This window comes from Pyxidicoccus xibeiensis (assembly GCF_024198175.1).
Classification (GTDB): Bacteria; Myxococcota; Myxococcia; order Myxococcales; family Myxococcaceae; genus Myxococcus; species Myxococcus xibeiensis.
In genome coordinates, this window is sequence record NZ_JAJVKV010000007.1 from 39,584 (window position 1) to 51,439 (window position 11,856).

An 11,856-nucleotide genomic window follows, 5' to 3' on the forward strand; every position below is an offset into this window, starting at 1 on the left:
GAAAAGGGGTCCACTCCCGGGGCGCTCCCGATGATGGACCCCGCTTCAGCCCACCCGCCGCCTCCGGACGACACCTGGCTCCCGCCGGAGACCTTCGACGAGTACCGGCTGGTGCGCCCGCTGGGTCAGGGCTCCATGGGGCGGGTGTGGCTGGCCGAGGACACGCTGCTCGGACGGCCGGTGGCGGTGAAGTTCATCGCCGCCGCGCAGCCGTCGCCCGAGGCACGGGAGCGCTTCCTCACCGAAGCCCGGGCGGTGGCGAGGCTCCAGCACCTCAACGTCGTCGCGCTGTTCCGCGCGGGTACGGTGGAAGGGCGGCCATATCTCGTCTCGGAGTACCTGCGCGGCGAGCCGCTCCACACGCTGCCGCGCCCGCTGCCCTCCGAGCGCGTCCTCGAGCTGGGCATCGGCCTGGCGCGAGGGCTGGCCGCGGCGCACCGGCGCGGAGTGCTGCACCGGGACCTGAAGCCCGCCAATGCACTGCTCACCGAGGACGGCACCGTCAAGCTGCTCGACTTCGGGTTGGCCAAGCTGCTCGACGGGCCGCCGGTGCCCGTACAGGGCGCGGCGTCCGTGCAGGCCATCCCGCCCATTCGCGACGGTGCGCACGCGCAGGCACTCACGTCCGCCGCCGCATCCGGAGCAAGTGGAGCGCACGCGTTCGGCATCGCATCCCTGCAAGGTGAAGCGCGCGAGCCCACCGCCGTGTCAGTGCCAGGTGAAGCCTCGGGGCTCCGCGCAGCATCCCTGCCACATGAAGCGCAGGTGCCTGTCGATGGGTCCGTGCCAGCTGAAGCGCCCAGGCTCGACACGGCGTCTGTGCCAGGTGAAGCGCATGCGCCCGACACCGTGCCCACCGTCCCGGCCCCGTTCTCCACGCACCCCACCCCGCCCCTCGGCGGAGAGACACTCCCGTCCGAAGCACGCCCGCTGGAGGCCACCGCCGCACCCGCCTCCCCGCCTCCTTCCAGCGAGACGCTTCACTCCGAGGCCCGCCCGCGCGTGGCCACGGGCCAGGACTCCACCACCAGCGTCACCGACAGCTCACGCACCCGGGTGGGCGCGGTGCTCGGCACGCCGCTCTACATGGCGCCGGAAGCATGGCGCGGAGAGCCCGCCACGCCGCGCACGGACGTGTACGGCCTGGGCGCCATCCTCTACGAGCTGGCCTCCGGCGAGGTCCCCTTCGCCGAGTCCTCGCTGGCGGAGCTGCCCATGCGGCTCCAGCGCGAGGACGCCCCGCCGCTCGCCTCGCGCGCTCCCGGCGTGGACCCTCGGCTGGCCGAGGTGGTGGACCGCTGCCTCCACCGGGACGCCTCCCGTCGCTTCCCGAACGGAGATGCCCTGCGAGAAGCGCTGGAGGCCCTGGCCTGGCGCCCGAGCCCCGAGGTGCTGCCCGCGGGCAATCCCTACCGGGGCCTGCTGCCCTTCGAGGCCGAGCACCGCGGCCTCTTCTTCGGCCGGGGCCCGGAGGTGCGCGCGGTGCTGGACCGGCTGCGCGCGGAGCCCTTCGTCCTGGTGGCCGCCGCCTCGGGCGTGGGCAAGTCCTCGCTGTGCCGCGCCGGAGTGCTGCCCGCGCTCGCCACCGGGGCCCTGGGGCCTGTCCCGACGACGGTGACGCTGTCACCGGGGCGCACGCCGCTGGCCGCGCTCGCCGCCGCGCTCGCACCGGTGCTGGGCCTGCCGGAGACGGAGCTGGAGGACGGGCTGCGCGACGCACCGGAAGCCATCGCCCGGGCGCTGCGTGCCAGGACGCGGCCCACGGGCGCGCTGGTGTGCGTGGACCCGCTGGAGGAGCTCTTCACGCTCGCCCCCGCCGCCGAGGCCCACGCCATGGCACGGGCGCTCGCCGCGCTCTGCCTGGACGCGCCCGGCGTGCGCCTGCTGGCCACGGTGCGCAGTGACTTCCTGGGCCAGGCCCTCACCCTGCCCGGGCTGGGCGAGGCAGCCGGTCGCGCCCTCTTCCCGCTGCCCCCGCTGTCCGCAGCCGGCGTGCGAGAAGCCATCGAAGGCCCGGCGCGCGCACAGGGCCACGCCTTCGAATCGGAAGCGCTGGTGGAGGCGCTCGTCGCCCCGGCGCTACGAGGCGAGGGCACGCTGCCGCTGCTCCAGTTCACCCTGGCGCAGCTGTGGGAGCGAAGGGACTCGAGCCGGCGGCTCCTCACGGCCTCGGCGCTGAGCGACATGGGCGGAGTGGAGGGCGCGCTGGCCCGGCATGCCGACGCGGTGCTGGCCTCGCTCACCCCTGGGCAGCGAGTGGCCGCGCGCCGGGTGCTGCTGTCCCTCATCACCCCGGAAGGCACGCGCGCGCCCCGCACCGCCGAAGCACTGGGCACCCACGAGCCGGCGACCCGCACCGCCCTGGAGGCCCTGGTGCACGGGCGGCTCGTCACCGCGCTGGACGCGGAGGCGGGCGGCGCCTACTCCCTGGCCCACGAAGCGCTGCTGCGCGGCTGGGACACGCTGCGAGACTGGCGCGAGGGTGACGCCGAGCTCCGGCTCGCCGTGTCCCGCCTGGAGCGCGCCGCAGCGGAGTGGGAGCGACTCGGCCGTCCCACCGAGGCCCTCTGGGGCGCGCGTGCCCTGACGGAGGCGGAGCACCTGCCCCGCGAGCGCCTCGGAGAAAGAGAAGCGTCCTTCCTCCAGGCCTCGCTCGCCGCCCGCCGCCAGCGCCTGCGGACCCGTTGGGCCCTGGGAGCCGGCGCCGTGGCGCTGCTGCTCGTCGCCCTGCTGCCCTGGGGCAAGGCGCGCTACGACCGGGCGCACTCGCTGGCCGTGCTGCACGGTGTGGCGGAGAAGGCCGTGGCCGAGTCCGCGGCCCGTCGCGCCGAGGCCCTGGCCGCGCGCCAGGCCGCCTTCGCCCGCTTCGATGCCTTCGAGGAACAGGAAGGCGAGGCCCTCTGGGCCACCGCGCTGACGAAGGTGGCCGACGCGGATGCGGCCGGAGCCCAGGCCTCGCGAGCCCTGGAGCGCGTGCGCGAGGTGGCCCCGGAGGACGCGGCCGCGAGAGAACAGCTCGCCGTACTGACGCGGGAGCGCCTGCGCTTCGTCCTCGCCACGCACCGTCCCTCGGAAGCCCCGCCGCTCCGGACCACACTGGAGGAACTGGACGCGGACGGCCGTCACCGCGCGCGGCTGGAAGCCCCCGCACGCGTGGACGTCGTCTCCACCCCCGCGGGCGCACGGGTGCGGCTGCTGCGCTTCGTGGACGTGAATGGCCGCAAGGAAGCGCGCGAAGAGGGCGAGCTGGGGCGCACCCCGCTGACGAAGGTGGCCATCGCCCCCGGCTCCGTGGTGCTGGTACTGGAAGCCGAGGGCCACGCACCGGTGCGGCTGCCCCTGCTGCTGGAAGCAGAGAGCGTCGAACAGGTGTCCCTGACGCTGCCCGGAGCGGACGCCGTGCCGGAGGGCTTCGTCTACATTCCACCCGGGAAGTTCTTGTCCGGACACGCCGGGGACGAAGGACTGCGCCGCTACTTCCTGCACGCCTGGCCCCTGCGGCCGGTGTGGACGGACGCGTACCTCATCGCGCGCCACGAGACGACCTTCGGCGAGTGGCTGGCCTTCCTGGAGGCCCTGCCCCCGGACGAGGCCGGGCGCCGGGCGCCGAGGCTCCAGCAGCTCCTCAACGGCGTGGCGCTGGAGCGCGGGCGCGACGGACGCTGGCGGCTCACCCTCTCACCCTCCACCGCGCGCTACGTGGCGGCCGAGGGCGAGCCGGTGCGCTACACCGCCCGGGCCACGCGCGCGGAGCAGGACTGGCGCCGCTTCCCCGTGTCCGGCGTCTCGCTGGAGGACGTGCGTGCCTATGCCGCCTGGCTGGACGCCACCGGCCGGGTGCCGGGCGCGCGGCCCTGCTCGGACTTCGAGTGGGAGCGCGCCGCGCGAGGTGCCGACGCGCGCCTGTATCCGCACGGGGACGTGCTCGCCCCGGACGACATCAACCACGACGTCACCTACGGCCGGCAGCCGGGAGGCTTCGGCCCGGACGCGGTGGGCAGCCACCCGGCCTCCGCCAGTCCCTTCGGCGTGCATGATTTGTCCGGCAACGTGTGGGAGTGGACTGTCTCCGCGGGCCCGGCGCCGGAGCCGGTGAACCGGGGCGGCTGCTGGTACTTCGGCACGCTGTCCGCCCTGGTGCCCAACCGCGAGTTCAGCGAGGCCAGCCACAGGGACCCGCTGCTCGGCGTGCGCCTGTGCGCTCCCGCGCGGTGAGGCGCCCAAGGACTCAGCCCATCCGAATCGTGCCCCGCCTGGGACGTCACGTCCCCGTGATAGACACAGGGGCTCACTGTCAGGCAGCCGGGGGCCGGCATGAGCAGCGGCAGCGACCAGAGGACGTTGACGGGCGGGGCGGAGGACGTGGCCGGCACCATGCGGGTGCGGCGCCTCCTCGTGGTGCACGGTGAGGGCCGGGGCGCGCTCCAGGTGCTGGATGGGGAAGGCCCGTACCTCGTGGGCCGGGCCGGCGGTGGCGCGGTGGAAGGCCCGCTGGCGTTGCCCGACGGCGAGGTGAGCCGCGCCCACGCCCGCGTGGTGTGGGACGCCGACACGCGGAGCTACGCCCTGGAGGACGCGGGCAGCCGCAACGGCACCTTCCTCGACGGGCGGCGGGTGCAGGGGCGCCAGCCACTCCCGCCCGGCGCCGTGGTGCGCGTGGGCGCGTCGCTGCTGCTCTACGAGGACGTGCTGCTGCCCGCCTACGCCCCGCTGGAGCCCGAGTCCCAGGGCCTGCCCGGCCCCAGCCTGGGCCTGGGCCGGGTGCGCGCGGAGCTGGCGCTGGTGGCCCCGCAGCCCATGCCGGTGCTGGTGCTGGGCGAGACGGGCGTGGGCAAGGAGCTGGTCGCCGAGGAGCTGCACCGCCGCAGCGGGCGCACCGGCTCCTTCGTCCCCCTCAACTGCGCCGCCATCTCCCCGCAGCTCGCGGAGAGCGAGCTCTTCGGCCACACGGCGGGAGCCTTCACCGGCGCGCAGCGGCGCTCGGACGGCCTCTTCGTCGCGGCCGACGGCGGCACCCTCTTCCTGGACGAGGTGGGCGAGCTGCCCCTGGAGCTGCAGCCCAAGCTGCTCCGCGCGCTGTCGCGGGGCGAGGTCCGCCCGGTGGGCGCCACCGCGCCGGTCCACGCCGACGTGCGAGTCGTCGCCGCCACCCACCGCGACCTCGCCCGCATGGTGGCGGAGGGCCGCTTCCGCGACGACCTGCTGGCCCGCCTGTCCGGGTGGATGGTGCGCATCCCCGCGCTGCGCGAGCGCAAGGAGGACGTGCTCGCCCTGGGCCGCCGCTTCCTCGCGCGCGCCCCCCAGCCCCCCACCCTCTCCGCCGACGCCGCCGAGGCCCTGCTGCTGCACGACTGGCCCCACAACGTGCGGGAGCTGGAGCAGGTGCTGACGGCCGCCGCGGTGCGTGCCGGCGGCGGCCCGCTGCGCCGCGAGCACCTCCCGCCCTCCCTGGTGGAGCGACTCCGGGACCGGACCTTCCCCACCCCGGCGGCCGCCGCAGGCACCACGCCCATGCCGCTGGAGGTGCTGGTGCCCAGAGACCGCCCTCCCAGCCGGGACGAGCTGCACACCGTGCTCACCCGCCTGGAGGGCAACATGGCGCAGGTGGCGGACTTCTTCGGCAAGGACCGCCGGCAGGTGTACCGCTGGGCGGAGCGCCTGGGCATCGACCCGGACACCTACCGGAAGAGCTGACGGGCCCACGCTGCGTTTCCATGGCGCGGCGGCTGGAACTGATGCAGAACTCCGCGCCGTTCCACGCCAATAGTGAGGCCTACACACACATGAAGCTCTTCATCTCCCCGGGTGCCTGTTCGCTGTCGCCGCACATCGTCTTGCGTGAGGCGGGCCTGGACTTCACGACCGAGAAGGTCGACATCCGAGCGAAGAAGACGGCGGGCGGCGAGGACTTCCTGGGTATCAACCCCAAGGGCTATGTCCCCGCCCTCGTGCTCGACGACGGCTCGCTGCTCACCGAGGGCCCCGCCATCGTCCAGTTCATCGCGGACAAGGTTCCCGACAAGAAGCTGGCCCCGGCCCACGGCACCATGGAGCGCTACCGCCTCCAGGAGATGCTCAACTTCCTCTCCACCGAGCTCCACAAGAGCTACAGCCCGCTGTTCAACCCCGCGTTCCCCGAGGAGGGGAAGGCCATCTACCGTGAGCGGCTCGCGCAGCGCTACAAGCTCATCGAGGACCGGCTCGCGGCGAAGGGCCCCTTCCTCATGGGTGAGCAGTTCACCGTGGCGGACGCGTACCTCTTCACCGTGACGAACTGGGCGGGCCACGTGAAGGTGAGCCTGGAGTCCTTCCCCGCGCTGCGTGCCTTCCAGGCGCGCGTGGCCGAGCGTCCCGCCGTGCAGGCAGCGCTGAAGGCCGAAGGCCTGGCGAAGTGACAGCGGCGTTCGTCAAGCTGCTCGTCTCGGACGCCACCCGCTCGGTGGCGTTCTACGAGGCGCTCGGCTTCGAGCGCGTGGCCTCCGAGCCGCCCTTCATCCAGCTCAAGTGGGCGGAGGCGGTGGACGTCTACCTCGTCACCCCTCCGGCCATGCTGAAGCTGGAGGGGCGGCGGGGGCTGGGCGTGCTGGTGGGCTTCCGCACCGAGGGCCCCAGCGGGCTGGACGAGCTGCTGCTGCGCGCCCAGGCGCAGGGGGCCTCCGTGGAGGGGCCCGTCGTGCAGCCCTGGCACACCCGGGAGGTCATCGTCACCGACCCGGACGGCTACCGGCTCAACTTCATCGAGCCCGCGTAGTCCCACTGGGGGGCCGCGACAGGCCCCCCAGCAGCAGGTCCAGCATCACCTCGGCGGACTTTCCCAGCGGCCGCAGGGTGAGCCAGTTGTCGTCCTTCATCACCACGTGGAGCGACACCAGGCCGTGCAGGCCGCCCCACAGCAGCTGGCTCACCAGGTCCACGTCCTGGTGCTCGGGCTTGAAGCAGCCCGCGTCCTTCGCCTCCTTCACCATCTTGTGGAGGAAGGCGTACGCGTCCTGCTCCGGGTTGCCCTGCTGGATGCCGCCGTGGTCCGCGTCCTCGAAGTCCGGCGGGTGGCGCTGCATGAAGAGCAGCCGGTAGGTGGTGGGGTGCTCCTGGGCGAAGGCGATGTAGGCCCGGCCCAGCTTGCGCAGCCGCTCCATCGGGTCCTGCACGCGGGCGACCTTGTTGAGCGTCTCGGCGAAGCGCAGGAAGTCATGCGCGCACAGCTCGCGGATGAGCGCGGCCTTGTCCTTGAAGTGCACGTAGATGGCGGTGGCGCTGTACTCAATCTTCTCGGCCACGCGCCGCATGGTCACCGCCTCGTAGCCCTCGTTGACGAAGAGCTCGCGCGCGGCGTCCAGGATGAGCTGCCGCGTCGCCTGCTTCTCCCGCTCTCGCCGCTCCTTGATGCCCATGTCCGCCTTATGCCACGCCCCCGGCCGCCTCGGGGATGGCGGGCGGTGCGGTGTCCGCCTCCGACACCCCTTCCCGCTCCACCTCCGGCGCCAGCAGCTTGTAGACCACCGGCGTCACCACCCGCGTGAGGAGGGTGGACGAGATGAGCCCGCCGATGATGACCCACGCCAGCGGTGAGTAGAGGCTGCTGTTCTCCAGCGCCAGCGGCAGCAGGCCGCCCAGGGCCGTCAGCGTGGTGAGCAGGATGGGGAGGAAGCGCGTCTCGCCCGCCTGCTCGATGGCCGCGTCCAGCCCCACGCCCCGCGCGCGGAGCTGGTTGGTGAAGTCCACCAGCAGGATGCTGTTCTTCACCTCGATACCCACCAGGGCGATGAAGCCGATGGAGGCGGTGAAGGACAGCGTGTTGCCGGTGAAGAACAGCGCGGCGATGCCGCCCACCAGCCCCAGGGGAATGACCGACGCCACGATGGCGGTGCTCTTGAAGGTGCGGAACTCCAGCACCAGCACGGCGAGCACGCCGAACGCCGCGATGATGGCCGCCGAGGACACGCCGCTGAAGCTCTCCTTCCGGCTCTCCAGCTCGCCCGCGGCCTCCCAGCGGTAGCCCGCGGGCAGCTTCAGCTCCTTCTCCAGCCGCCCCATGACCTGCTGCGTGACGTTGTCGGTGTTGTAGCCGGTGGCCACGCTGGCGGTGACGGTGACGGCGCGCTCGCCCTCCTTGTGGGTGATGCGGCTGGGGCTGGCCTCCAGCCGCACCTGGGCCACCTGTCCCAGGGGCACCAGGTTGCCGCTGACGCCCGCGACGTGCAGCCGCTCCAGCGCGTCCAGGGAGGGCCACCTGCCGGACTCCAGCGGCAGCCGGACGAGGATGGGGTGGTCCTCTCCGTCCGAGTCGCGGAACGTCCCCGCGGGCAGCCCCGCCAGGCCGAAGCGCACGGTGCGAGCCACCTCCGCCGCGGGCACGCCCAGCAGGCCCGCCTTCTCGCGGTCCACCTCCACCTCCAGGTCCGTGCGCCGCGTCTGCACGGGGTTCTTCACGTAGAGGGTTCCCGGCGTCGTCTCCAGCAGCTTCTGCACGTCCACCGCGAGCGCGCGCAGCGTGTCCAGCTCCGGCCCCACCAGCCGCACGGCCACCGGCGCGTCGATGGGCGGCCCCTGCTCGAACTCGAGCACCTCGATGCGCGCGCCCGGGTACGCGTCCAGCTCCGCGCGCAGCCCGTCCAGCAGCGCGGGCGTGGTGTCCGGGTCGTACGCATGCAGCTGGGCGAAGACCTCGCCGATGTTGGGCCGCTCCGCGCCGGGCGACACGTTGTAGTAGACGGACGGGTGGCCCTTGCCCGTGTTGGCGGACACGCTGGACACCTCGGGGCGCCGGCGCAGGGCGTCTTCCACGAAGCGCACCGCCCGGTCCGTCTCCGCCAGGCTGGTGCCGTCCGGCGTCTCCACCAGCACGTGGAACATGGGCGTGCCCGCCTTGGGGAAGAGGCTGAAGCCCACCACCGGCACCAGCGCCAGGCTGCCCACGAAGAGCGCCACGGCCACGCCCAGCGTCAGCACCGGGTGGGCCAGCGCGCGGTGCAGCACGGGGCGGTAGCTGCGCTCGATGAAGTGGTGGAAGGCGCGCAGCACGCGGTTGCCCTCCGGGTGGCCCTCTTCCTTGAGGAAGAGGCTGGCCAGCAGCGGAATCACGGTGAGCGACACCAGCAGCGACGCGAGGATGGTGAACACCACCGCCATGGGCAGGCTGCGGATGAACTGCCCGGACGTGCCCGGCAGGAAGATGAGCGGCACGAAGGCCAGCACCAGCGTGGCGGTGCAGCCCAGCACCGCGAGGCCAATCTGGGACGTGCCCTCGATTGCCGCGCGCACGCGGCTCATGCCCTGGCGCAGGAAGCGGGCGACGTTCTCCACCACGACGATGCTGTCATCCACCAGCAGGCCCAGGGCAATCACGAAGCCGACGATGGAGAGCTGGTTGAGCGAGTACCCGGCGAAGTCCAGCGCCGCCAGGCCCAGCGCCAGGGACAGGGGGATGGACACCATGACGATGAGGCTGGCGCGGAACCCGAGCGGCAGCAGCGTCAGCAGCACCAGGGCCAGCGCCAGCGCGAAGTCCATGGCGAAGCCGCCCAGCCTCCGGCCGACTTGAATGGACTGGTCGAACCCCGTCTCCAGCCGGAGCCCCGGAGGCAGCTGCTTCGCCCACTCCCGCGCGGCCTCCAGCGTCGCGTCGCGCACCGCGAAGACATTCTGCCCCTCCTTCTGGGTGACGCTGACGAAGGCCGCGCGCTCGCCGTTGAAGCGGCCCAGGTGCACCGCGTCCTGGTCCCGGAAGGACACGTCCGCCACGTCGCCCAGCCGCACCACACCCTGCGGCCCGCCGCCCACCACCGTGGCGCGCACCTGCTCCAGCGAGGAGAACTCGCTGCTCGTCTGCACGTTGAAGCGCCGCGTGCCCACGTCCACGCTGCCCGCGGGCACGTTGAGGTTGGCCCCGCCCAATCCCTGGAGCACCTGCGACAGCGGCACGCCCACGCGCGCCAGCCGCTCCAGGTCGAGCGACACGCGCACCTCCTGCTTGGGCACCGCGAAGACCTCGGCCTTCTTCACGCCCGTGACGTTGGACAGGCGCTCGGAGAGCGCGTCGGCCCGCCGCTCCAGCTCGCGCGCGGGGACGTTGGGGCCCACCAGGGCAAGCTGCACCACGCTGACGTTGGCGGCGCTGTAGCGCTCCACCTCCAGCCGCAGCAGGTCCGGGGGCAGCTTCGGCCGGGTGGCGTTCACCTGCCGCAGCACCTCCGAGTACTTGTCGTCCGGGTCGGAGGCGGCGTCGAACTCGATGCTCACGAGCGCGAGCCCGTCCTCCATCTGGCTGCTCACCTCCTTCACGTCCTCCAGCTCGTCGAAGGCGTCCTCCAGCGGGTCCACCACGAGCTGCTCGAGGTCCCTGGGACTGGCGCCGGGGTAGACGGCGATGAGGGTGAAGCCCGGCATGGGGAAGACGGGGTCCTCCGCGCGCGGAATGGACAGCGCGCTGGAGATGCCGAGCGCCACCAGCATGGCGAACACGACGAGGGTGAACTGGGGATTCTTGACGGCCGCGGAGGAGAGCTTCATGGCGGGGCTCGGGGGCGAAAGGGGTGGAGCACTTCAGCGGCGCGTCGTGGGCCCCTGGGCGGGCGTCTCCACCACCGCCACGGCCTGCCCGTCGCGAAGGAAGGCCACCCCGTCGGTGATGACGCGAGCCCCGCTCCCCGGCCCCTCGGACAGCGCCGCGCGCCCGTCCGTGGAGGAGAGGAAGGCCAGGCGGACGCGCTTGCGCCGCGCGGTGCGGCCGTCCGCATCCAGGGTGAAGACGCTGGCGACCTCGCCGTCGCCCTCCAGCAGCGCCTCCACCGGGATGAGCTGCAGCGCCTGCCGCTCGGAGGGCGTCACCACGGCCTTGGCGGACAGGCCCGACAGCAGCCGCGGAGGCGCCTCGCCCGCGGGCAGCGTGCCCATGTCCAGGGCGAGCTCCACCTCGGCGGTGCCCACGCCCGGCGTGGCGGCGCTGGCCACCTCGCTGACGCGGGCGCGGAAGGTGCGGCCCGGGTACGCGTCGAGCGTCACCTCGGCCGCGTCTCCTTCCTTCACGCGCACCACGTCCCGGTCCGCCAGCCCCACGCGCACCACCCAGCCGCCGTGCGTGCTGGCGAAGAGGAAGAGCGGCTGGCCCGGGGCCACCACCTCGCCCGGCTCCACCATGCGCTTGAGGATGCGGCCGTCGGATGGCGCGAGGATGGTGGCCTGCCGCTGGTTGAAGGCCGCCGCCTTCCATGCCGAGTCCGCCACCTCGTAGCCGGTGGTGGCGTCCTCGAGCTGCGCCAGCGTGGCCACCTGGTCGGCGTGGAGCTGCTTCGCGCGCGCCAGGTCTCTCGCGGCCTTCTCCCGGGCCTCGCGCGCCTGGGCCACCTGGGGAGCGATTTCCGACAGGTCCAGCGCGGCGAGCACCTGCCCGCGCTTCACCTTCTGCCCCTCGTCGGCGGACACGCCCTGCACCACCCCGCCCACCTTGAAGGACAGCCGGACCTCCTGCTTCCCGGCCAGCGTCCCGCTGGCGCGCACGGGGCGGGCCACCTCCTCGGTGACGACCGGTGCCAGCCGCACACGAACGAGGGCCTCTCCGGGGGGAGTGGCGGCGGCGGAGGCCGGACCCGAGCAGCCCGCCGAGAGCAGGCCAGCGAGCAGGACGGCGAGGCCACCCAGCACGGCGGCGGAGAGGGTCATCGACGGGACACGCACCATGACGGCGACTCCTTGCCCGCGTCCCGGCCCGCTCGGGGCAGCGACACGGTGGTTAACCATGGACCTCCACTTAACGTCGTTAACTCACTCAGACAAGTACCCTCACAAAACTTCACAAACCCACCGGACCCACGGGCGACCGCGGCGGGAGGCCTGCCTGCCGCCCTGAAGGGACACGGA

General features: G+C 73.2%; 7 protein-coding genes. 4 read left to right on the forward strand and 3 right to left on the reverse strand.

Translation table 11 applies throughout. The features are described from left to right. The first annotated feature begins 30 nt into the window (after positions 1 to 30). From LXT23_RS29480 to LXT23_RS29495, 4 genes are all read left to right on the forward strand, one after another. Entirely contained in the window at positions 31 to 4,215 is a 4,185-nt protein-coding gene (locus LXT23_RS29480; protein WP_323379097.1) for a bifunctional serine/threonine-protein kinase/formylglycine-generating enzyme family protein, read from the forward strand. 99 nt (positions 4,216 to 4,314) lie between these two features. Further along, on the forward strand, positions 4,315 to 5,694 hold the full coding sequence (locus LXT23_RS29485) for a sigma 54-interacting transcriptional regulator (protein WP_253983677.1): 1,380 nt from the start codon (positions 4,315 to 4,317) through the stop codon (positions 5,692 to 5,694). Positions 5,695 to 5,783: 89 nt separating this feature from the next. Beyond that, complete coding sequence (gene gstA, locus LXT23_RS29490) at positions 5,784 to 6,395, forward strand: glutathione transferase GstA (protein WP_253983678.1); 612 nt, start codon at positions 5,784 to 5,786, stop codon at positions 6,393 to 6,395. Beyond that, entirely contained in the window at positions 6,392 to 6,751 is a 360-nt protein-coding gene (locus LXT23_RS29495) for a VOC family protein (protein ID WP_253983679.1), read from the forward strand. Before gstA ends, LXT23_RS29495 begins: the two co-directional genes overlap by 4 nt. Here LXT23_RS29495 and LXT23_RS29500 read toward each other — a convergent pair. The 3 genes from LXT23_RS29500 to LXT23_RS29510 are packed head-to-tail and all read right to left on the reverse strand — an operon-like array spanning position 6,735 to position 11,676. Continuing rightward, positions 6,735 to 7,391, reverse strand: a complete 657-nt coding sequence (locus tag LXT23_RS29500; RefSeq protein ID WP_253983680.1) for a TetR/AcrR family transcriptional regulator — start codon at positions 7,389 to 7,391, stop codon at positions 6,735 to 6,737. The two genes, LXT23_RS29495 and LXT23_RS29500, sit on opposite strands and share 17 nt — an antisense overlap. Before the next feature lie 7 nt (positions 7,392 to 7,398). After that, a complete protein-coding gene (locus LXT23_RS29505) occupies positions 7,399 to 10,509 on the reverse strand; it encodes an efflux RND transporter permease subunit (RefSeq protein ID WP_253983681.1) in 3,111 nt (1,036 codons plus the stop codon). Between the two features lie 33 nt (positions 10,510 to 10,542). After that, positions 10,543 to 11,676: an efflux RND transporter periplasmic adaptor subunit gene (locus LXT23_RS29510; RefSeq protein ID WP_253983682.1), complete on the reverse strand. Its 1,134-nt coding sequence runs from the start codon at positions 11,674 to 11,676 to the stop codon at positions 10,543 to 10,545. Positions 11,677 to 11,856: the final 180 nt, after the last annotated feature.

Excerpts from the sequence above, each read along its gene's own strand:
- LXT23_RS29510 (WP_253983682.1), bottom strand. The coding sequence starts at position 11,676 with ATGGTGCGTGTCCCGTCGATGACCCTCTCCGCCGCCGTGCTGGGTGGC.
- LXT23_RS29485 (WP_253983677.1), top strand. The coding sequence starts at position 4,315 with ATGAGCAGCGGCAGCGACCAGAGGACGTTGACGGGCGGGGCGGAGGAC.
- LXT23_RS29480 (WP_323379097.1), top strand. The coding sequence starts at position 31 with ATGATGGACCCCGCTTCAGCCCACCCGCCGCCTCCGGACGACACCTGG.
- LXT23_RS29505 (WP_253983681.1), bottom strand. The coding sequence starts at position 10,509 with ATGAAGCTCTCCTCCGCGGCCGTCAAGAATCCCCAGTTCACCCTCGTC.
- gstA (WP_253983678.1), top strand. The coding sequence starts at position 5,784 with ATGAAGCTCTTCATCTCCCCGGGTGCCTGTTCGCTGTCGCCGCACATC.
- LXT23_RS29500 (WP_253983680.1), bottom strand. The coding sequence starts at position 7,391 with ATGGGCATCAAGGAGCGGCGAGAGCGGGAGAAGCAGGCGACGCGGCAG.